The 23,243-nt window shown below is 31.4% G+C and carries 21 protein-coding genes; 17 read left to right on the top strand and 4 right to left on the bottom strand.

Annotation, left to right across the window (positions count from 1 at the left end; all coding sequences use genetic code 11):
• Positions 1-2: 2 nt before the first annotated feature.
• A complete protein-coding gene (locus tag DEU42_RS02655) occupies positions 3-356 on the top strand; it encodes a hypothetical protein (protein ID WP_114756730.1) in 354 nt (117 codons plus the stop codon).
• A gap of 422 nt (positions 357-778) precedes the next feature.
• Here the strand turns inward: DEU42_RS02655 and DEU42_RS02650 are convergent, their stop codons facing one another.
• Complete coding sequence (locus DEU42_RS02650) at positions 779-1,165, bottom strand: hypothetical protein (protein WP_114756729.1); 387 nt, start codon at positions 1,163-1,165, stop codon at positions 779-781.
• Positions 1,166-1,220: 55 nt separating this feature from the next.
• Positions 1,221-2,096: a hypothetical protein gene (locus DEU42_RS02645; protein WP_114756728.1), complete on the bottom strand. Its 876-nt coding sequence runs from the start codon at positions 2,094-2,096 to the stop codon at positions 1,221-1,223.
• Between the two features lie 334 nt (positions 2,097-2,430).
• Here DEU42_RS02645 and DEU42_RS02640 point away from each other — a divergent pair, with 334 nt between their 5' ends.
• From DEU42_RS02640 to DEU42_RS02600, 9 genes are all read left to right on the top strand, one after another.
• Complete coding sequence (locus DEU42_RS02640; protein ID WP_147278047.1) at positions 2,431-2,628, top strand: hypothetical protein; 198 nt, start codon at positions 2,431-2,433, stop codon at positions 2,626-2,628.
• Positions 2,629-2,651: 23 nt separating this feature from the next.
• On the top strand, positions 2,652-4,388 hold the full coding sequence (locus DEU42_RS02635; RefSeq protein ID WP_114756726.1) for a tetratricopeptide repeat-containing sensor histidine kinase: 1,737 nt from the start codon (positions 2,652-2,654) through the stop codon (positions 4,386-4,388).
• Between the two features lie 3 nt (positions 4,389-4,391).
• Positions 4,392-5,057 (top strand): response regulator transcription factor, encoded by a 666-nt coding sequence (locus DEU42_RS02630; RefSeq protein WP_114756725.1) that lies wholly within the window; start codon positions 4,392-4,394, stop codon positions 5,055-5,057.
• 147 nt (positions 5,058-5,204) lie between these two features.
• Positions 5,205-5,375, top strand: coding sequence for a hypothetical protein (locus DEU42_RS17495; RefSeq protein ID WP_199509037.1), 171 nt, complete (start codon positions 5,205-5,207; stop codon positions 5,373-5,375).
• Positions 5,376-5,450: 75 nt separating this feature from the next.
• A complete protein-coding gene (locus DEU42_RS02625; protein WP_114756724.1) occupies positions 5,451-5,681 on the top strand; it encodes a hypothetical protein in 231 nt (76 codons plus the stop codon).
• Positions 5,678-5,962: a membrane protein insertion efficiency factor YidD gene (yidD, locus tag DEU42_RS02620; RefSeq protein WP_114756723.1), complete on the top strand. Its 285-nt coding sequence runs from the start codon at positions 5,678-5,680 to the stop codon at positions 5,960-5,962. The genes DEU42_RS02625 and yidD overlap by 4 nt, the downstream gene beginning before the upstream one ends.
• Before the next feature lie 26 nt (positions 5,963-5,988).
• Complete coding sequence (locus tag DEU42_RS02615; protein WP_114756722.1) at positions 5,989-6,189, top strand: hypothetical protein; 201 nt, start codon at positions 5,989-5,991, stop codon at positions 6,187-6,189.
• A 248-nt stretch (positions 6,190-6,437) separates the two neighbouring features.
• Positions 6,438-7,961: a DUF6804 family protein gene (locus DEU42_RS02605; protein ID WP_147278046.1), complete on the top strand. Its 1,524-nt coding sequence runs from the start codon at positions 6,438-6,440 to the stop codon at positions 7,959-7,961.
• Positions 7,948-9,063 carry a hypothetical protein gene (locus DEU42_RS02600; RefSeq protein ID WP_114756719.1) on the top strand — a complete coding sequence of 372 codons (1,116 nt, stop codon included), beginning with the start codon at positions 7,948-7,950 and terminating at the stop codon, positions 9,061-9,063. The genes DEU42_RS02605 and DEU42_RS02600 overlap by 14 nt, the downstream gene beginning before the upstream one ends.
• Before the next feature lie 456 nt (positions 9,064-9,519).
• On the opposite strand, the gene DEU42_RS02595 is transcribed toward DEU42_RS02600, so the two are convergent.
• Together DEU42_RS02595 and DEU42_RS02590 are read right to left on the bottom strand one after the other, a co-directional pair.
• Positions 9,520-12,015: a DEAD/DEAH box helicase gene (locus DEU42_RS02595; RefSeq protein ID WP_114756718.1), complete on the bottom strand. Its 2,496-nt coding sequence runs from the start codon at positions 12,013-12,015 to the stop codon at positions 9,520-9,522.
• On the bottom strand, positions 12,012-12,926 hold the full coding sequence (locus tag DEU42_RS02590) for a DUF1837 domain-containing protein (RefSeq protein WP_114756717.1): 915 nt from the start codon (positions 12,924-12,926) through the stop codon (positions 12,012-12,014). Before DEU42_RS02590 ends, DEU42_RS02595 begins: the two co-directional genes overlap by 4 nt.
• A gap of 346 nt (positions 12,927-13,272) precedes the next feature.
• Here DEU42_RS02590 and DEU42_RS02585 point away from each other — a divergent pair, with 346 nt between their 5' ends.
• Genes DEU42_RS02585 through DEU42_RS02555 form a run of 7 tightly spaced genes read left to right on the top strand, consistent with a single transcriptional unit; the run spans position 13,273 to position 23,056 of the window.
• Positions 13,273-14,175 (top strand): BRCT domain-containing protein, encoded by a 903-nt coding sequence (locus DEU42_RS02585; RefSeq protein WP_114756716.1) that lies wholly within the window; start codon positions 13,273-13,275, stop codon positions 14,173-14,175.
• Positions 14,176-14,190: 15 nt separating this feature from the next.
• Positions 14,191-16,128 carry a tellurite resistance TerB C-terminal domain-containing protein gene (locus tag DEU42_RS02580; RefSeq protein ID WP_233506602.1) on the top strand — a complete coding sequence of 646 codons (1,938 nt, stop codon included), beginning with the start codon at positions 14,191-14,193 and terminating at the stop codon, positions 16,126-16,128.
• A complete protein-coding gene (locus tag DEU42_RS02575; RefSeq protein WP_114756715.1) occupies positions 16,125-17,438 on the top strand; it encodes an ATP-binding protein in 1,314 nt (437 codons plus the stop codon). The genes DEU42_RS02580 and DEU42_RS02575 overlap by 4 nt, the downstream gene beginning before the upstream one ends.
• Positions 17,438-19,561: a DEAD/DEAH box helicase gene (locus tag DEU42_RS02570; RefSeq protein WP_114756714.1), complete on the top strand. Its 2,124-nt coding sequence runs from the start codon at positions 17,438-17,440 to the stop codon at positions 19,559-19,561. The genes DEU42_RS02575 and DEU42_RS02570 overlap by 1 nt, the downstream gene beginning before the upstream one ends.
• 4 nt (positions 19,562-19,565) lie before the next feature.
• Positions 19,566-20,768, top strand: coding sequence for a hypothetical protein (locus DEU42_RS02565; protein WP_114756713.1), 1,203 nt, complete (start codon positions 19,566-19,568; stop codon positions 20,766-20,768).
• Between the two features lie 32 nt (positions 20,769-20,800).
• Positions 20,801-22,300, top strand: a complete 1,500-nt coding sequence (locus DEU42_RS02560) for a hypothetical protein (protein ID WP_114756712.1) — start codon at positions 20,801-20,803, stop codon at positions 22,298-22,300.
• A 33-nt stretch (positions 22,301-22,333) separates the two neighbouring features.
• Positions 22,334-23,056, top strand: coding sequence for a hypothetical protein (locus DEU42_RS02555; protein WP_114756711.1), 723 nt, complete (start codon positions 22,334-22,336; stop codon positions 23,054-23,056).
• Positions 23,057-23,243 lie beyond the last annotated feature (187 nt).

The raw sequence follows: 23,243 nt of genomic DNA, 5'->3' as shown, positions 1-23,243 counted from the left end.
TTATGAAAAAGATATTAATTACAATTTTAATTCCAATTTTACTTTCGTGTAAATCGTCTAACTTAAATAGATGTGATGAAAACGTGCTATTTAAAGAAACTTTTTTTAATCATGTTAAAAATATTGAGGATAATATTGGGGTTTTGCAAGATGCAAAATTTAGACAATCTGTAATTTTTATTTCAAATTATGCACCCGTTTCGACTAATCAAATTATGAATTACTCCAGAACTTATCCAATAGGTGTATTCGAACGAGACCATAAAAAATGGATAGAATGGTACGAAGAAAATAAGTGTAAAAATATTCAATTTAAAGATACTTACGTTATTCCAGAACCTTATAGAAACGACTAAATAAGTTAAGAATTTTCTTGCGTTAAATCAGGATGTTTAAAAACTATAAAAAGGATGAGCAGCAATGTTCATCCTTTTGTTTTATAACCGTTTCCAAGTCCAATGCAGAACCGCTCCAACAATAACCAGTAAGGCAATAATAAGTTGCAACACGGCACCAACCAGTCCTAAGTCATTACCTATCGAAACAGGTGTGTTTCGTTTATGGTGGTTTGAGATACCAGCCATAAACTTGCTGGCTACTATATCTCTCGATAGTTATCGGGATTGAGTTGTGTAAATTGCCTGTAACCAAACGTTATAAAGATTTATAAATAATAAACTCTCTCCGAATCGGAGAGAGTTTATTTATTTTAGCTTTAATAATTTCAGAATGTTATAGAATAATATTTGTTATAAATTATTATGTATTTAAAACTTTATTAATGTTTTTTGGATCTGCTTCTAGTGTGAGGTCTGACATATGTACCATCTTTTCTGGTATACCCTTTTACATGTACTGATCCTCCGGATGACATATTATTACTTTTTGTTTGATAGCTTGATGTTGAAGTTGTTGTTTTAACTTCATTTACACTCTCTGTATATATTGGATTAATTACCCATCCATAGTAATTGTCATATTTTATTCTACGATATTTTTTATTTCTCTTTGAAAGATAAACTTGCGTGTTTGCAGGAATAACATGCAAAGAGTCATTTTTCTTTTTTGTTTTATAAAGGATTACTTCTTTTTCAAGGGTAACAGTTAGATAGGTTGTACATGAGGTAAAAAAGATTACTACTAGCAATAAAATAAAGTTTTTCATAAAAAATAGATTTGAATTATATAATTCAAATCTATTTTTTTACTTAATAATGATTTTACGGTTTCCTTTTTCCTACATCATTTTTTCTATTGGTAACATATCCTTCAATCATATATGAAGTAATAGCTTTTAGGGTTTTACCTGTTTCAGGATGAATTCCAGGAGCCGTAAAATATTCTAGCTCATTATCAGATATTTTATAGTACCAAATACAAGCTGTACCATCCTTATTGAAAAAAGTAGTGCTTGAGTCTACTTTTATCTTCTTCATATTTGAAAGGAGATATTCATTTAATTTTATATAAGATTTTCCTAAAGTATCATCTTCTATGGTTTTACAATCCACTTTTTCGTAATGATCATTTTTCCATACCATAAGATTGCAATCCATAATAAAGACATTGAATGATAAAATTCCAATAATCAATACAATGATTATAAATAATGGTGTCCATCTTCTATTTGATTTATTTTGAATTATTATTTGAGTTTCCGTTTCTTTCGGAATATTCTCAGAGGTATTTATAATGTCTTCTGGTTGATTTTCATTTTTTGACTGCTCTAAAGGATCTTCATTAAGATACTTCCCATATGGTCTTGGATTGAAATCAATTAAGATAGCTGTAAGCTCAACTATATAATTAGAAGGAGAATTTGTAATCCCCATTAAAAAAGATCTTAATGATCTTAATTTATCCGGACTAGATTCTTCAATCTGTTTATGACCTTCTTTATCTGATTTTAAACCATAGAAACGGTTAAAAATTTCTTTATCCTGAGATAAAGACTTATCATAACAAATCAATAATAGATCTTTTAAAGTACCTGTACTTGGTGAAATTAATTGTCCTGCATATAGGTCATTTTTCTTTTTTTCAAATTCATTCCTTACCAGAATTTGATAGTTATCAAAGGTTTTTGGAGGGTTCATGTGTAGGTGATTTATGGAAACATTTGGATTTTTCAGGAATTATTGGAAACATCTGGAAATGCTGGAAAAGCAATCGTTTCCAGCGCTATATCAGTATTTACTTTGCCATGAAATTAGTTCGGAACCATTAGCGCGATGGAGCCATGTACAAAACTAAAATCATCATAGTGTCGCTGTACGGACTGAGATAATTATCCGGGAAGTATAAAAATTTCTTTCCGTTTCAGCACACTATCCACTTCCCAGAATTATGAACGAAATCGGAGGTAAGAGCCTCTATCCGGAAATACCCGGAGGTGATTTCCCATGTCTAAATTTTAATATTTCTAAAATTATGAAAACTTTCATTTTCAAGGGTATAATGATTACATTTTTTACTTATTCATTAATTTCATGCTCAGTTGATGTTCCTAATCAGGATGGTACTGGTACACACGAGGAATATGCTACAGATGATGGCTATCTACCTACACCTCCGCCACCTCCGCCGCCGCCGCCACTGAAGTCAGGAATCGTAAAATCTAAACCATAATTAATTTTTTATAACTTAGGGGAATGAAATCAACCTTACGATTTTATTCCCTTTTTTTATCTATTCTTATCACATTCTTCATTGGATGCGATAAGAAAAGTATTACAGTTGACCAGCAAAAAAAACTATCGGTATCACCGAAACGACTTAAGTTAGCCCAAGAAGAGCTCCAAAAAGGTGAATTTTTTCATAAACGTAATGTCTATGATAGTTCACTTTATTATTATAACAAATCTCAAAAGAACTTCTTTTTAGCAGGCGACAGTTTAAGAGCAAATTATTCACTTTTAAAAATAGCTACGCTATATCACGGAACTGGGGACTACTATGGTAGTGAGTCCGCCGTAACTCAAATATTACCATATTTTGAAAAAGCTAAGAACACAGAATACCTTGCCGCAGCCTATAACTTATTAGGAATGGTAAAAAGAAAGCTTAAGGACTACGATGAGGCTTTGCGATATTACAACAAATCAAAATCTATAATTACGGATTCCCTTAGAAAAGGTATTATTGATAATAATATAGCCATGATTTACATGGAACAGGGGCACTTCGACGATGCCTTGAAACTATTAAATGATCTCATTAGGTCTAAAGCCATTTTAGATAATCCTAAATATAAGTCTTTGATATTAAGTAGTATTGGTGAGGTTTATGTTAAGTTGAATGATAGTAGGGGTATACATTATTTTTTAGAAGCATTAAATATTAGAGAACAGCAAAATGATAGCCAGGGAATCATAGCAAGTTGTTTACATCTGGCGGAATACTATTCTGATAAAGACATTAAGAGAACATATACGTATGCTTCTCAAGCTTATTTAAAAGCTAATGAAATAAAAAATGGAGATGAAAAATTAAAGGCCTTAAAATTTCTGATTAATAGTAGTGAAGGAAATATAAGAGACTATTATATAAATAGTTTTATGTATGTAACGGATAGTATTAATTCTTACCGCTTAAAGGCTGATAATAAATTTGCTAAGCTAAGATATGATGTGAAAGAAGAACAGAATAAAAATGATAAATTAGAAGAAAAGATAAAAAGAAAGAATCTTGAGTTTGAAAATGAACAGATTAAAAGTCAGTTTCTTTTCGCAGTAGCAATTCTAATTATCATTATTTCAATACTTATTCTATGGTTGTTGAGACTAAATTATAAAAAAGGTAAGGCCAAGGAAGTTTATAAAACGGAACAACGTTTATCTAAAAAAATCCATGACGAATTAGCCAATGATGTATTTAGAGTCCTGTCTTTTGCTGAGACATTAGAGGTGGATGAAAATAATAAAGATAAGCTTATTACCGGGCTAGATAATGTATATGAAAGAACAAGAAACATATCGCGTGAAAATAGTACAATTGATACGGGTGTTGGTTTTGCCGATAGTTTAAAAGAAATGCTATCTGAATACAATAGTTATAGTACCAAGGTTATCTTAGTTAATCTTCAAATGGAGACCATCAATTCTTTAAATGAATTAAAAAAGGTGGCAATTTATAGAGTTCTTCAAGAATTAATGATAAATATGAAAAAGCATAGTAACGCCACTACAGTAGCGATTAGATTTGTAAAAGTGAACTCTAGCCTGAAGATTGAGTATAAAGATAATGGTGTTGGTTTTGATAAAAATTCACTTTCTAATACAAATGGTTTAGCAAATACGGAAAACCGTATTTCTGTAATAAGCGGAAATATTATTTTTGAAAGTGAGTCTAATGGAGGACTCTCTGTAAGTATAACTTTTCCAGTTTAAATTATGTTTAAAAAAATTATTATCGCTGAAGATATTGATAGTATAAGTATTGGTTTGAAATCATTATTGAATGATCTAAAGGCACATGAGATTATATTCTGCAAATATTGTGATGAAACCCTATTGAAAATTAGAAAAGCGGAACTTAATAACGACCCTTTTGACCTTTTGATTACTGACCTATCATTTAAAAATAACTATAGAGATGAAAAAATTACCTCAGGTGAGGAGCTCATTACATCTATAATTGATTTAAATGTATCTATTAAAATAATAGTTTATTCAATAGATGAAAAAGGCTTCAAAATCAGACATTTGATGGATGATCTTGAAGTAGATGCATATGTATCAAAAGGTAGGGATAGTGCGATTGAATTATTAAATGCTATTAATGAAGTTTCTAAAGGTGAAAAATATATTTCTCCTCATCTAGCCCATTTAAGAAAACCTGCTGAAATAACAGAAATTGATGAATTGGATATTGATATTTTAAAACTTTTATCAACTGGAATGAGTCAACCTGAAGTTGTTAAAAGTCTAAAGAATCTGGGGAGAAGATTTGTAAGTTTAAGTAGTGTTGAGAAAAGAATAACTAAAATGAAAGCTTCTCTTCAAGCTACCAATACAACTCATCTAGTTAGTATTGCAAAAGATATAGGTCTGGTTTAGATATAAAAATATGGTTATAGAAACGTCTTCATTTATGAAGACGTTTTTTTTATTTGATGTTATCAAATAAAAATCCATTATAAGGGAAACCGTAAAATCTTGGGTTTTTAGATGTGTAGGTTTGTCATATAATTTTAAATCAAATTTATGGAAAGAAAATCAATTGGTACGACAGCAAGGACAGGTGAAATTTGTCCGGAGTCCGGAGTTTGGAGAGTTGGAGGCAAACCTAGTACTACAGCTCCAATTGCAAAAGGCAACAGAATGCCACCTTACGGCGGTGGAGCAGTTACATGGCAATTAATCCAGTATGCATAATTCTATGGGGCTAATATTAGCCCCATTTAAAGTTAAATTAATTCATAATTATAAATCATTAAAGCAATTAGTAATATGGAATATAAAGTAATACCATTTGTTGCAGAAATTGATCCCAAAAAAGGAAATTCTGGTCATGTAGCTGATCAATTAGCTACATTAATTAAAACTCATGAGGATATAGGATGGACTTATGTACGCTTAGAAAGCGTTACGACTTTCGTGCATCCAAATCCGGGATGTTTTGGTATTGGAGCTCAACCGGGTTATACAACAACTAATCAAATGGCTGTGTTTAAAAAATGAAATATATCTTAATGTTTGTTATACAATTATATTGGTTGATTCCTAAGAGAATGAGAAGGAAATGTTTATTTAAGAAAACATGCTCTGTCTATGTATATGAACATACCAAAAATGCAGGGGTAATTGCTGGTATGAAATCACTGGTTTATCGTTTCAAAAATTGTAGACATGGGGTACAATTATTTATAGATCCTACTAGTGGTGAAAAGAAAATGATTTTGCCGGATAATTCTATAATAAATCAAGAATATATATCTGAAAATATCTTGAAATCTATCTAAAACAATATTTAATAAATTAAAGTATCATGAAAAAATATTACGTAAACAATCGTGCACAATCTAATGGAGATCATGAAGTGCATCAGGAAGGATGTCGATATATGCCTTCCGATAAAAAGTACTTAGGGGAATTTTCCACTTGTACAGGGGCAGTGAAGGAGGCTAAAAAAACATATTCTACTGCTAACGGATGTAAAACATGTAGTGAACCTTGTCATACATCTTAAAATGGGATTTAGAGTTCAAAAAAGAATTAAACTGGGAGGTGGATTAGGATTGAATGTAAGTAGGTCTGGAATCTCTCCCAGTTTGAGAACAAAATATGGTACTATAAGTAATAAACGAACGTCTGTAAAAACAGGTATTAAAGGTGTTACTTATAGTAAAAAGTTTTCTGGTAAATCCAATAGTGGGTGTATACTACAGATAATATTATTGGCTGTATTAGGTATTTATTGCTTTAAATTTCTTTAGTATGAAATGGCTTAGTTTTATTTGTGCGATAGCTCTAATTGCGGCTGTTTTTCCATTACCAATACATTATTATACATTTCTTCGTTTCTTGGTTACTTTGTGTGCTATTTCATTAGCCATCAAAACATATCGAGAACTGTCATATAAGATTGCAATCTTATACATTATCACTGCGATTATTTTTAATCCAATACTGCCAGTTTATCTGTATAATAAGATATTATGGATACCAATAGATATACTGGCCGGGTTATTATTTCTTTTTTATTCTTTACAAAACTATATCAACAAATCAACAACTAAAAAAATGGAAGAGATTCAAATTGAAAATATTGAAGAAAAAGATCAGATTACTTATCATGATTATGGTTTTCAATCTGCAGAATATGCCAAATCAAGGCCACAAGCAATTTTAAATTTTTTAGAAAATGTTTATGAAAAATTTATCCAGGAACAAAAACTGGATGCAAAAGGCATTAAAGATAGAGTTGCCAAACTGAAAGCAGAGGTGTTACAGAGCAAGGCCAGGAAAAATGAAACTCAGGCAGAGTTAACAACTAATGAAACTTTAAAATCAAATAAAGAAAAAGTAATAGAGGAACTCGAACTTGAAAAAGTAGATATTAAAAACGGAGATAATGAAAATACTGATACAATTCCTTTCGTTATTGGAGCATTCATAACTGTTCTGTTGACTCTATATTTGTTTGTGTTTTATTCTTCATCGGGATATTCAGCTTTCTATGGTGTAAAAGAGGGGAGTTTAGGGTTTATTAATCCAAATATATTTGGTGAGGCCAAAAGTGGAGGTGTTTTAGCTTTGATAATACTCTTTCCAGTTATTTTTCTTGGCCTCGAGTTTTTAATACATTATTCTCTTGAAAAAAATAAAAAGAATGTAATAGAAGGAAAGCCTAAAAAATATTTGACCATAATTTTACTGTTATCACTTACATTAATTGCAGATGCCTTTATAGGCTATAAAATTTCACAGGGTGTACATACTAATGAATTTAATAGTGGTTTGACTTCAGAGTTATGGCAATATTCAATGATTTTCAAGGATATAAATTTTTATTTGGTTTTGGTGCTTGGATTTGTTGTGTATGTAATTTGGGGGGGTCTTTTGAATTACGTTCTGAGCCATCCTTATTTGAAAACGGTAAATGAAAGGGATAAGATACTTATTGGAAATATTGATAGTAAAATTGATGAAAGACGAGTTGAGTTGAGTGCAATAGTTTCGAAAATAAATAGCCTTTCAACTCTAATTTTAACGTTAACCGATGAAATTGCAGGTAAAGACCAAGATATTATAGGATATGAAAATGGAGTAATCCCTGTAAATATTCCTTCTTTTAGAGCTGCAGTAGGAGAATTTATGGGTGGCTGGGGTGCTTATACTGTGGGAGCATTTAGAATTAAAAGCAAAGAGTTATTATCAGATGCAGAATCTATCAGTAATCAATGGTTGGAGGAAAAGATTTTAAGTATAAAAACTGAGTATTCAAATGGAAAATTCTAATGCAAAAAAGAATAATAAAAGGTCTAAGAGGCCTCTTATATTATTAGGTGCTTCTTTTATTTTCTTCATTCTTTTTATGAGTCTTCTTTCAATGGATTCTAGTAGTCAGGAAGCGATTGATGAATTAAAGTCATGTTACAATGTAGCTGAAGTTAAAGAGGTTTGGCAAAAAAATAAAAAAGAGCTTCATGAAGACGATGAATTTGTTAATGCTTTGAAGAAAAGACTTATTAGTTTTAACCTGAATGATAAAGAACTTGAAGATTGTATAAGTTGGCTTCCACCGGCCCCGATAAATACTAATGTTATTGTGGTTCCGGATTTGTCAAATAGAATAATTGATTTGGTCAATAATCCGGATCAAATCAAAACTGACAAAATATTAATTAGATATGTTTGGGAAATTTTTAGAAAAGCTACGCAATTCAATAAAGGAACCAATGATCGGATGATAATAGATGTTACAGATAGGGAACAGGCTGGAGGAGCATTTTTGACAATTGCTGATAGTTTGATTTTTGATCTTTCTAAGAACAAAAAAGCGCAAATTAATAAGTTCTATTTTGATAAGAAGGAAAGTATATTTCAATCATCACTTGATAAAATGTATTCATTAGCTCAAAAGAAACCGGTCGGAGCAAACTACTTGACATATTTTAATAACAGTTTGCCGGAACGAATTCAGAAACCTGATCTTTTCAATAACTATAGAAATGTTTTGATTATTCTGACTGATGGCTATCTTGAAGCAGAAACTAAAGAAGAAACTGGTAGAGCTTTTTATACCGGTAGTTATGAAGAGAGAAAAAATTACTGTTTAAATAGAAAGAATAAAATCGAAGCTATTAATGATTGTAGGCGACACTTTCCAAATCTTGAAGTTTTGGTTTTAGAAGTCAATAAACGCAAAAAAGGAAGTAAACAAGAGAAGAAGGATCAAGGGACTAGTTGTGATGAGAATATTTTGCAAGAACAATGGCAGAATTGGTTTAAGCTTTTGGAAATCAAAAATGCAACAGACGACAATTTTAAATTGCACGATAACACTATTGAAATCACTAAAGGAAATATAAAAAAGTTTTTATATCCGGAGTCGAAATAGGCTTTCGTTTTAACAACAAAGTTCAATATTTAAATTGGACTTTGCTATTTATAACACAAGAGTTTGCTAATTGCGATTTAGATTCAATTAATTTTAGTAAAAAAAATCAGGAGCAAGAGACTCTAGAACCAGCCTGAAAAAGCCGTGATGTATTGGTTTTAAAATACCCAAAAGAAAATGAGTAACCTATAAGGTAACTTTCAAATTTTAACACTTTCAGGTAATATACAGAGCTACAGCGTCAGAAATTTTCCGGCATATTACTATCACGATAGGAGATGGAAGTTTTTCTTAAACGTATAACAACCTAATAAGTGAATCTGAATATTATATTGTTGAAAAAGTAATCTTTAATGGTGCTAAGGAAAAGTAATTATAACCTAAAAAGAAATTCTTGGTTATAGGATTGATATATATCATTAAAAGGGAGATTTATCGCATGTAAATCCCCTTTTTTTAAATAGAATTGAGCTGGACCTGATGCCAATACAATAATTGCGGCTTGATATCCCTAAGTTGCTTTAAAACAGAATATTTGTTGTCAATATCAGTAAATGCAAAATTTTTTGATATATGTATGGCAGTTTCACGTGGTATATTGAGTTCAATTAGTTTTCTTGTAATCGGAAGAAACGCTCCCAGTTCGATAAATCGTATAAACATATTTTCAGGCTGTTTGATGTCATATAGTGGTTTTAACAATAATGGTAAGCCATAGGAAATTTTATTCTGTATGTCGCTGATTGTTTTTTCAATTTTTGAAGCATCGTCATAATATGGATCTGAAAATAAGTCAACCAAAGGCTTTTCCTTTAGCCAACTTTCGGCTAGTATAGACATTCTTAAGATGTGCTGGAAGCCATTAGTGTTATTTATACCAAAGTAACGATTATAATATACTGGGAAATCTTCCTTCAGCTTTTGCAAAATTGTGTTCAACTTGTAGGATATGTTTGCTTCTGAGGCACTCGTTGGCAGTTGGTATAATTGTGCTGTTTCACTTAAATTAGACAAATCTACAGGATCCCAATAACGGTTCCTCGAGCAAACTTCCCTTTTAACTTTAAGCTTATTAACCGATAGTAGTATTCGTTCAAACTCTTTGTCACTTAAATAGATGCCTACTCGTGATAAAAATAATTGCGTATTTGTGCCGTGTCGCAGTACCGCTTGTCTTAAATATGTAGTCAGATAAGAGTATTCCTGGTTATCAATTGTGTTACCAACATTATTTTCGATGTCTGACGCTATTTGATTAGCATGTTGAATATAACGGTCTCCATACCCCACTTTTATCTCTTTGCCCGAATTTTTGGATAGATCCAGCTTCTCTTTTTTATCATTTTTAAAACTCTCTTCATCTAGGATAAAAGTCCTGCCTACGAAGTCCTTTAATAACCTGCCTGCACGACCTCTCAGATTAGCTATTTCGTAGTTTGATAATTTTACGCTTTCGTCTTTTTTCCGAATAAATAGATTCGGATTACGAATAATTATATTTTGTACAGGGAGATTTACACCCTGTAAAAGCGTTGTTGTTGAAATGATTGTTTTGATCTTCTTTTGTCTAATAGCGTCTTCTACTAATACACGAGCATGGAATGGCAATTTTCCATGATGATAAGCAACGCCTTTTTTAATCGTTTGTGACAGCGGAAAGGTGGGATGCACACTACCGGCAATAAAGTCACCTAGCTCTTCAAGGAAAATGTCTGAGCCTGTATTTACGTCGCTTATTGATTCCGCTATTTTGCTGCACTGATCAGATGTAGGTGAAAAAATGAGGCTACATTCGTCATTTTTAAATGATTCCATGAGTGTTTTTACATAACCTAAAAATGGATCATTATATAGCACCTTTCCATAACCTTGGATTTTCTCAGGGTATTCTATTTTCACATTCTCAACATTCTCTAATAGATCAGAATAGACATTCAGATAAAAATCCTTTCCAATCTTAGAAATGGAGTAGGTTAGGTTCAATACGGGAGATGCGTCGGTTTCATTTTTCTTTGCCTCTACTCCAAACAATGCAGTACCCAGTTCATCTATCTTAACGATTTTTGGACCAGAGATTACAACATGGTCGATTGCCGATGAATTCGATAATTCAATGATTAAGTCATATAATACTTTAGACCGTTGGTCATCGGAGTCGGCCACTTTTTCAACATTTTGGATTTCATCGATAACCACCATACGTACATCTCCAAAAGGATTTTCAGTTTGAGCAAATGCTGCAATAGCTTTTTCCTGAGTAAGGACATATATTGATTTTGTAGTTGTGCCAGCACTGTTATATGTTGACTCTAATGAATATTCTATGTTAAACATATTAAGGGCATTCCTAAAATCCATCATTACCTGCGATACCAAACTCAAGGTCGGTACAACATATATAATTATCCCTTCACGACGGTGCAGTAAGTGAATAGCCTTTAGAAGGATTATGAAAGATTTTCCTGCAGACGTAGGTGCAGAAATGCCAGCCACATTATGCTGGTCAATAGATTGCCAAATTTGTTTTTGAAATTCGCTGACAAGGAATGTTTTGCTAGCTACTGTAATTTCACAAGTCGCCTGTTCATAGGTTATTGCAAATTGATTAATAAGGCTGGGTGAACCTGAATATTGTGATTCTTGATAATTATCATCTACCATGATGGAGGACGGCGCAAAACCAGCTCTCGATAAAAAGAGTACTAAATAATTCTTTAGTCCGTCCCATGAGGGATCACGGTAGGTCCATAACAAGGCGCTGATGGCGACAAGTTGCTTTTTCTGCAGCTCATTGGGGCGGATGGAAAGTTCATTTAGAATCGAAATAGCTTCGATCAATATTGTCTCACTTAAGATTAACGAATTTGAAGGAGCTACCAAATTAAGTTTTTGAGCATTAGCCAAAAGTTCAAATCGATAAAGTGTTTTGAGAAGATTTAATGGTTGATTCATTTGCCGATAAGATTTTGGAATTGAATTATAAGCTGATCCAGATCCCACACAGGAAATATGATATAATTGAATCTTGGGTGTAAGCCAATATCGATCATTTCAAATACAGCACGTTCTACTTTAGCGCCCCTATCGGCAACTATTTTTTCAATCTCTTCCTTAATTTGCTTTTCGGATTTTTTTTCAAAAGTTTTTGTCTCTGAGTAAGTAATAATTGAAACCAGATGGATTTCTGCTTCTTTGAGTGTGCCGTTTTTGTAACTCCGTGCAATTTCAATCAGTTCATCACTGATGAAGGAATCATAGATATACAATCCCATCTCCTTTCGATGATTTTTGTAAGTGTTAAGTATGCTCTCAATAGCATCTTTGATCGCCTGATTGAAACGGTAGTTGGCTGTATAGGTTTTCGCTTCGCCAAGAAAAAAAAGATTTTTTCCATCTTTATAATTGTAATGTATTGCATCCGCACCAAATCTTTCCATAGCAGTCGAGGTGGTAATAGGCATTTTTCGAAGCAATGGAATCGCGTCAAAGAAATGCTGTAGGAAGTTAAATAATAAAAGCTCGCCAAATTGTCCTTGAAGAGTAATATCCCGGCTGTCACTGTTCCTGAACTTTTTAAAAGTATTTTGTCGTAAGGCGCTTTGTGCATTAAGGGTCGAGCGCCCCTCGGATAGTAAATCATTTAATATACATTCAGCTTTTGTATTACTATATACCCATTCCGGAATAGTATTTATGAGCTCTTCGCAAAATTCATCTCTGAATTCCTGCAAGTCTAAAAAGTTAATGCTGGTACCAAGATGCTCACGATTCGGCAAAAGTCCAAACGACTGCTGAAACCAATAAACATGGTTCATAAACATTTTGGTGCACGAGCGAAGTTTATTTAGTTCTTCTGCTGTCATCGATAAGCTGAAAGGTTTAACCTTATTATAAGTTACGACTTCTGTTATAATTTCAAGTTCATACGTTGCTTAACCTTTAAAGGTAAAAGGCAATTCATTTTAAAAGGAAATTTGCATCCTTTTACTTTATTAAATTAACAATAACAAATCTTAGTTATTAATATATAAAAAAAAATACCCATTAATGGGTATTTTTTTTCAAGACGTCTTAACATATATTTAAGCTAATTTTTATTAATAAGGTAAACTGTCCTCCCATAACTTTAAAGGTTTATATACCAAACTAATGACTACAAAAAGTAGTTTACATATTTGATAACTAATACTAAATATAACAAACTTAATTATGAAAGACATAGATATTGCTACTTTGAATCTTTATACATCCAAAGCTAGAGCTGATAAAGCTATTAGTTCATTAAAAGGATTATTGCTTGGAATAAATTTAGATGGTGAAGTAAATGAGACCGAGATTAAAGAACTCAAACTGTGGGCAAATGACCATAAAGAATTAATCAATCGAAATCCATTTAAAGAATTTATGGATGTTATTGACAGTACTATTTCGAACAAAATTCCACCTAAAGAAACAATTGAGGATTTGTATTGGTTGTGTCAAAAATATGAAAATGACAATTACTATTATGATACGGTAACTTCAGACCTGCAGATCTTGCAAGGGATTTGCCATGGTATATTAGCTGATGGTGTTATAAACGATAAAGAGATTTACGATCTTCAAAGATGGCTCCATGAAAATGAACATCTTAATACATATTATCCTTACGATGAAATTAGAAGTTTAGTGCTTTCGGTACTATCTGATAAGAAAATTGATGAAGAGGAAAAAATTGTTTTAATGGCATATTTTAGTCAATTCGCAAAAATTCAAAATAATGAAATCAGAAAGAAAATAAACGAAGATACCATTGATGTAAATATATCCGGACTTTGTACAAGCGAGCCAAATGTGTCATTTGAAGGAAAGACTTTTTGCATTACAGGTGTTTTAAAAAGAGGAAATAGGGAACATCTGCAAAGGGACATTCTTAAACTTGGTGGTATTCCTACCGATACCATTACAAAGAAAACAGATTATTTAATAGTAGGAGATAATGGAAATCCCGCATGGGCTTTTTCATGTTATGGCAGAAAGGTCGAAAAAGCAATAAACTTAAGAAAGGAGGGGCATACAATTACCCTCATTCATGAATTTGATTTTTCTGATATTATTGATGATTTATTATAACATAGCTCAAAATCAATGACCACATTTATAATTATAGTTCTTATATTCTTTATCGTTGGTGCTGCCAGTTCTAAAAAAAGTAAGCCACAAAAACAAAGGAATTCCTATCAGCCAAAACCATCTAGGGAACCAGTAAGACATAATACTTCCACCCGCTCACTTCCTAAAGTAACAATATCAAATTCAAAACCAATGGACAATTCCATTATTGATATAACTGGTAAATCATACAATTTACCAAACACTTCATCAAGTAACTCCAATGTACCATATTGGGGACATCAGTATGTTTATTCATATTCTGAGATTAACACTGCTACAAACGAACAACGCACTTTTTACAAAACCTTCAAAGCTAATTTTTTAAGTGAAATTTTCACTGATCTGCATGGAAATAATAATTATGCTTTCATATTGCTTTTTGACCTTTTAAACGAATTTGATAATCATAGAAATGTTACGCTTTTAGAAAAACAATTGAAAGCATTGGGGGATAATTATCCCAAAACAAAATCCTATTGTATTTCATTCCTAATTAAAAAATTAGAAGAAAAAGGTGAGAATAGTGCAGTAGAAAGAATTAGGCAACAAGAAAGTTATTACAACAATTATTATGATTATGATTACTGGAAATTAGGTACCCAATATAAAGCAAAACTTAATCTTAACAATGAGGATGTAACATTGTTAAATAAACTTTGGAATCCAAGTAACAACTTCTTCAATATTGAATTTTGTGGTCTTGAGATCATAAAATTATATTTAGCTGTAATTAAGAAATTAGACGAAAAATATCAAAAAGAATCATCTTCGTTAAAAGATGAGCTTCTTAAAGTTGCCGACATCATAGCTCGTAAGCATTATAGTTATAGAAAAGGAAGTGGGAATTATACATATTCACTGGAGACAATTGTAAATGAACTCAATTCTCACATTTTCAAATATTGTGAGAACGCGGTTCGTGAAAACTATGGACATAAAAGAAAGCTTAATGTTGAGATGCCATATGCTTCAGCTGATGTAAAAGCAGAATATGATGACAAACTAGTAGTAAGATTAAAAAAAATTATTGAAGTTTATACCCCTACAATTTCTCAACTTGATCACAAGACGGAGCTCGAACTTAATACTCAAAACACAACTCGTTGGAAAATCAAATTTGATCAGTTAACTGATAAATACAATAATGATTCTAAGAAATTCATAAATGACATCATTAGCTTAGGGAATTCAAATAAAAATAATCCCTCAATTGAAAATATTTTCTATGAGGCTTCTAAATTTATTGCAAACCACGATAAGGAAGCATCCCTAACCCTGTATATTTACTATCTACATTATGATCTTAAATCTGTAAAGTTTGACAATAAGCAATTAAACAAGACAATACAAAAAAGTTTGTTTAAGACTAATGAACAATTACATGATTTTCAAATTATCATTAGTCAATTCGTACAGGATAAAGATTTAGAAAAGGCATTAAAAGCAGTCCCTTCTGTTTATGCCATTAAAAGAAAAAAAATACAATTAGATAGAAATACTATCCAGGAAGTTCACGATAAACACTCGGGAACCGTTGAATTACTAAACGAGTACTTAAAAGATGAGTATGAAGATGAATCCAATACTTTTAAAACTCAGGAAATCAATAATGAAGAGGTGGTAATGGAAATTATTTCCAAATTAGACAATAATGATGTTTCCCCTTTTGATAATTCATTAAACTTTACGAAGATACAACACGAGGTCCTTGAGATTTTCTCAAAGGCAAACTTGTCCATTCTGCAAACTGATTTAGAAATGTTTGCGAAATCTAAAGGAATGTTTAAAAATCAAATAATTGAAAGTATTAATGAGACCTGCTATGAAATATTAGATGATGTTTTGATTGAAGAAGATGAAGAGTTTTACACGATAAATGAAAATTACTACAACCAAATTTTAGCAAAATGATAGACAATATAAAACCAAAAGAAGCAACCGCGATTATAAATTCATTAATTGGTGGTGTAGTCCCTAAAATAGGCGTGCAACATATTACAGTAGGACGTTCTGAAGAAATAAATGCACTTGTGACTGCATTGGAAGATGTTAAAAATGGCCACAGTATGGTTAAATTTTGGATTGGAGATTTCGGATCCGGAAAATCATTTATGCTACACCTGTTAAACACAGTAGCCTTAAAACAAAAGTTCGTCGTGACTAACGCGGATTTTACACCTGACAACAGACTTTATTCGAATGATGGCAAAGGTGTAGCTTTATATTCTGCTATTATGGATAATATCGCCATACAAACCAAGCCAGAAGGTGGTGCATTGCCTACATTAATGGAGAAATGGATTGAACAGGTAGTTATGAAAACTGCTCAGGAAAACAATATACCATTGGAAAATGTTAGAGATGAACAGTATTTAGCTCTTATTCAAAACAACATAGTGAAAACCATTAATGAAATCACTGAAGTTGGTGGTTTTGATTTTGGAACGGTTGTGATGAAATATTATGAAGGTTATATAAAAGATGATGAGCAGTTAAGAAGAAATGCTTTGAAATGGCTGAAAGGTGAGTATCATACTAAAACAGAGGCAAAACAAGATTTAGGAGTAAGGGAAACTATAAATGACCTAAACTATTATGATATGCTTAAAAATTTTTGCAAGTTATTCGTAAGCATGGGATATAGCGGCTTTATGATTAATCTTGACGAGGCTATCAATCTGTATAAGATTTCAACTTCTGTAATGAGAGAGAAAAACTACGAAAAGATTTTATCTATCTACAATGACTGTTTTCAGGGAAAAGTAAGCAATCTGTTTTTCAATTTTGCCGGAACCAAAGAGGTTTTGGAAAATGAAAGGCGTGGCTTATTCAGCTATCATGCTTTAAAATCCCGTTTGGAAACAAATAAATTTGAAACTGCTGAAATAAGAGATTTTGCACAGCCTGTAATCAAATTACTACCACTTGATCATAACGAAATATTTGTTCTTTTAAAGAAACTAAAAGCAATCTTTGATTATAATTATAAAATCTCGACAAATATTTCAGATGATGAAATACAGAGTTTCATGGAAGAAATGTTCAATAAGCCTGGAGCATCTGAGTTTTTAACTCCAAGAGAAGTTATAAGGGACTTCTTAAATATCCTAAATATAATCAGACAAAATCCGGATTTAGATAAAGCAAAATTGTTTGGAGATATAGAGATTTCAGATGAGAGACCTGACACAGTTTTAATTGATAGTATAGAAGAATTATAATGTCGTTCGAATTACTTTCAGAACCGATCAGGAAATATATTCGTGATAAACGTTGGGAGCAGCTGCGTCCGATACAAAATGCCGCAATTTCAAGAATCCTGACTACTAATAATAACTATATTTTAGCATCAAGAACTGCTTCGGGTAAAACTGAGGCAGCTTTCTTACCTATTCTTTCCAAAGTAAACTTCAATGAAAAAGGTGTACAAGTATTATACATCTCCCCACTTATTGCGCTCATAAATGATCAATTCTACCGTGTTGAGGAACTCTGCAAAAACTTAGAGGTTAATGTTGTCAAATGGCATGGAGAAGCTAACAAAACTCTAAAAGACAGGTTAATTAAAGCCCCTTCAGGCGTTGTTTTAATGACTCCGGAATCATTGGAGGCAATGTTTGTAAATAAGCCTTACAACGTTAAGCAGCTTTTTTCAAATCTGAAATTTGTTGTTATAGACGAAATTCATTCTTTCATAGGAACAGATCGTGGAATACAATTGAAATCTTTATTGTCAAGACTTCAGGATGTCAATATAAGCTCTTTTAATGTTATTGGCCTCTCAGCTACAATTGGCGATTATAATGAAGCAAAAAAGTTTACCGGTAATGAATCAAACACAAAGGTTTTACTGGATAAGACATATAAAGAAATAAATGCAGTATTCAGGTATTTCAAAAGTGATAATAAGGAACTCTCTGTTGAATTATTCGATAACTTATATAGTGAGACTAAAGATAATAAGGTTTTAATATTTCCAAATAGCCGAGGACGCGCTGAAGAAGTTGCTGTAAAATTGAAAAAGATTTCCGAGAGATTTAAAGGCCATCCTCATTATTTTTCGCATCATTCATCTGTTGACAAAGAAGTCAGGGAGTACGTTGAGTATTTTGCCAAAAATAACGATCGTAAAAACTTTTGTATTGCATGTACTTCAACGTTGGAGTTAGGTATCGATATTGGGAATGTAGATGAAGTTGTTCAAATAGATGCTACACATAGTATTTCTTCTTTGATACAAAGAGTTGGTAGAAGTGGTAGAAAAGACGGGGCAACAAGTAATCTTTTCCTATATGCTACTAATCAATGGAGTTTGCTTCAATCTTTAGCTTGCTGGTTACTTTATAAAGAAGGATATATTGAACCACCTGCAATATGTAATAAACCTTACGATTTGTTATTACACCAAGCTTTGTCTGTTGTCAAAGGGCGTTCAGGTATAATTATATCTGATTTGGTTGAAAGCCTAAAAAGAAATTTTGCTTTTAAAGAGATTGAAGAAGATGAAATTACAGACGTTTTAAACTATTTGATAGAAACCGATTTGTTAGAAAAGATTCAAAATGAAGTAATAATAGGAGTAGAAGGTGAAAAGATAGTGAATGGGAGAGAATTTTATAGTGTCTTTAAATCTGAAGAAAATTTCAAAATAAGTCATGCTGGAAATACCATCGGAGAAATACCCATTTCTCCACAGATAGCAGAAGACGAAAACATTTTATTAGCCGCGAAAATATGGAAAATTACATTCATAGATTTTGCTGCTAAAAAAATTGAAGTTATTCCTGCAAAAGATGGTAAAGCACCTTCGTTTTCAGGTAATGGAGGAATTGTCGATTCTAAGATTAGGGAAAAAATGTTGGAGATATTATATAGTGATGATCAATATGATATTTTAGAAGATTCATCCTCTGAAGAATTAAGAATCCTGAGAGATGAATTCTCCGTTTTTAATATCAAAGATCTGCAAAGCCAAAGACCACTACTAATCTCAGAAAAGCATTTAGAATTCTATACGTTTACCGGCACAAAAATTAATCGTGCAATTCAACTACTTTTAAAACTATCTGGCATCGATAACCACTTTGACGACCCAAGCGTCTGCTTTAAGATAAATACAACCCCAGAAGCGCTTAAAATAAGTTTTACAAATATTAGCAACATAACTGATGGCATTGATGATGCTCTAAAAGAAATCATAGAAAAAGGCTCAATAGACTTAAATTCTAAATGGGGATATTTATTACCAATTGAATATCAGATAAAGTTGGTTAAGCAAAAGTATTATGATTTCACAGGTGCATTGAGATTTCTAAAACAAATAGAGGCTGTTGTAAATTATTAGTTATATGAAACATGAATCAAAAGGTGATGCCGGAGAAGACTATGTCAACAACTTAGCTTATAAGTCATACCTTAAATATTGGTGCTATCCCAATCCTAAAGATATTACGGGAGACAAGAAGGAAATTTGTGATTTACTAATAATGTTCAGAGATGTGCTTTTAATTATTTCTGTAAAAAACCATACGTTTGAGGGCAACTATGAAAGATACAAAAAACGAGTAATTGAAAAATCTTCCAATCAATTAAATGGTGCTGAACGTAAATTATTTAATTCTTCGAGGGATATTTTTATAAAACATCCTGAAAGAGAACAAGAACTTTTTAATCCCAAAACTTACACGAAAATATTCAAAATTACAATTAATGTAGGAGAACAATTTGAATTTTACGATTTAGGAGATAAAAAAGAATATAAGGGTATAATAAATATACTCAACAAAGAATCCTTTGAAAGAATAATCCAAGAATTAAATACTATTCATGATTTCACAGATTATTTGGAAGAACGTGAAAAACTTTTACAAGCTTATAAGCATATAGCCCTTAATTGCTCAGAAAGTGATCTTTTAGCAATTTATCTAAGGAACGTACGCAAGTTCCCTACCGAATTTTATAACGCAAGTACGGAAAAAATATCACTAAATCTAAAAGGAGAATGGCAGAAATATAATTCTGACGAAAGAGTAAAATTAAAAAGGGATGAAGACAAGTATAGTTATTTCATCGATAATCTTGTACAGACAGATGTGTTACCATTACCTAATGGAGAAATGCTTGCAAAAGAACTAATGGCATTAAGAAGAACAGAAAGAAGGTTTATATCTAAAGCACTTTTAACCTTAATTGCAAAATATCAAAAAGACCTGGAAACAGAGTTTGCGAGAAGGTATCTTGAATATAATGGCTTTGGATATCTTATGATTTACTACAGTAAGACGGTTACTAATCAAAAAGATTTAGATTTATTAATTTTTGAAATTGCCCCTGCTCTCTATGCTTACATGAGAAATTGCCAAGAAAAACAAATCATAGTTTTGGCGGGTAATGATTATTTAAAACAGTGGAAATTTGGCTTTTTTGTAGCACCAGAACTACCATATCCTCCGGAGGCTATCAGACATCTTGAAAATCTTAAAGCATCATTAGGATGGTTTACTAATATGAAAGGTTTTATTTATAAAGAAAATGAGTATCCCGAAAAATAACCTGTATCAGTTTCTAATCTTAATATAAAATTATGCAATTATTAAAGCCTACACCTTACAATAGAATTGAAAATCAAGACTATTCTGAACTAACTATAAAAATCTTAAAACAGGTATTTACAAGTGTAATTTTTACAGATGGCCAAATGACATTTAGCTTTTCGAATTGCAAGTTCAAAAAACTTATAATCGAAAATAATGAAGACATTGAATTTGAAAATATCAGTATTAGTTTTTTAAACTGCTATATTGAAGAACTTGAGGTAAAGAACATTCAATCTAAAAATATATCGATATCGTTTTATTCAACTTTATTGTCAGGCATCATAGAAAATGACAATATAAAATCAGTGCATTGTAACAATTGTTTGATTTTAGATAATTTATTTTTAATTAAAATAAAATCAGTACATATCTCTTATACTGAAGAAAATATTTTCCCTATAAGATGGCGTAGATTATTTAAAAGTTTAAGAGTCGATTACAAATATATTTTAAAAAGAAAGCAAACATATAGGATCTACGACTGTTCAAATTTACATTTTTCTTCAAATGAGAACCGTTTGGAAAAAAGGGGCGTATATCGCCGAAATCACGAAAATCTTCATGAATATAAAATTGGTTATTTCCTGACTGATGACCAAAAGGCATTGTTTGATATAAATCTACATATAAAATATTCTCCGGAAATAGATCATAAGGAAACAAAGATTATAAACACAAAATTGAATTCTCTCAGCTTGGCAGGGCATGTAAAAGGACATTTATCAATTGAAAGTACAAAAGTCAATAATTGGTATATCCGAGATTTTACAACAGAATTTGGTGCATCATTTTATAATATTTTACCATCTAATATTACTGATAGTAAAATAGAAATTCACAAAGCAAATCTGGACAAAAGTTGGTTTGACAATATTGCGTTCTCGTCATACAAAATCGTGTCTTTTTATAGAACCAAATTCGGGAAAACAACTTTTACGTCATGCGATTTTCCGACCAATTCAACAAGTTTTGAAAGTTTTAAAGCATTAGAAAATATACATTATCCCGATAAAAAACCTGATAAATATTATAAAGATCAATATGAAATTTTTTTACAATTAAAAGTACAATTAGAAGGAACAGGCAATTTTTATGAATCTCAAAAACTACAAGCGATTTCTAATGATGCTTTAATGAAAATTGAAGATATATCATGTTGGGATAAATTTATTCTTCATACAAATAGTTTATCCAACAATCATGGATTATCTATAGCACGTCCTTTAAAATGGTTTGCTCTGTTTTCATTTGTACTGTATATATTATATTTAATTAGTGTGAGACGAATACTTCTTAATACAGATTTCGACCCAACTTTAATAGGCTATTATTTTTCCTTTATTGACTTAACACATCGGAATGATTTTTTAGTAGGAAAAGAAGACTTTAGTGCCTGGACTTTATCGATTGACTATATAAATAAAGTTTTGACAGGTTATTTTATATATCAGTTTATTTCCGCCTTTAGGAAGTATGGTAAAAAATAAGGACGATGGCTATTAATCTAACTAAGAATACTAATGAATTATATTAAAAATATACAAGGCGAAACAGTTAAACAAAGTTATGAAAAAGCTGATTTACAGATCGCAAAATACTTATTTGGAACTGAGAAGAATATTGAAATTTTCTATGCTCCCTTTGAATATATCAATAAAGATGCAAAAATTGTTATTGTTGGAATAACTCCGGGATGGACACAAATGGAGGAATCATATAGATCAGCGATCAATACTTTCAATATAAGTCAAAATTGGGAAGAAGCCATCAAAGAAGTTAAAAAACAAGCAAGTTTTGCAGGAAGTATGAGAGATAACCTTATAACCATGTTGGATGGATTAGAATTAAACAAAAAACTAAACATTCAAACAACAGCACAACTTTTTGATGAGTATAATTCTATTATACATTCAACTTCAATAATTAAATATCCCACGTTCAATAAGGGTAAAAATTATAAAGGCGGAACTCCCTCACCTATAAAAACTGAAATACTAATTAATTTCATTAAAACACACTTTGTACCTGAAATAAATAATTTCGAAAATAAATTGATTATACCTTTAGGGACTTGCGTAAGTAAAGTTATAGCAAAGTTAAATGAGGAGAAGCTACTTAATAATAATATCTATTTGAGTCATTTTCCTCATCCATCAGGAGGTAATGGTCACAGGCATAAACAATTTAAAGAATATAAGACTCAAATGTTTAATCAGATTAAAGATTGGAAAATTGAAAATTGAAAATTGAAAATTGAAAATTGAAGATATTGTATTAGTTGATATAAAAAAAGTGATTATTACTACTTTCATCGGATGTGTTTTGATATTAAATCAATCAATTCAATTGATTCTTACTCAAAAATCAATCAGACCATTGATTTGATACAAATTAATACATCTCCATGCGCATTAAAACGTATTAATACGC

Source organism: Flavobacterium sp. AG291, assembly GCF_003350375.1.
GTDB lineage: Bacteria > Bacteroidota > Bacteroidia > Flavobacteriales > Flavobacteriaceae > Flavobacterium > Flavobacterium suzhouense.
This window is presented reverse-complemented; position numbering and strand designations above follow the sequence as displayed.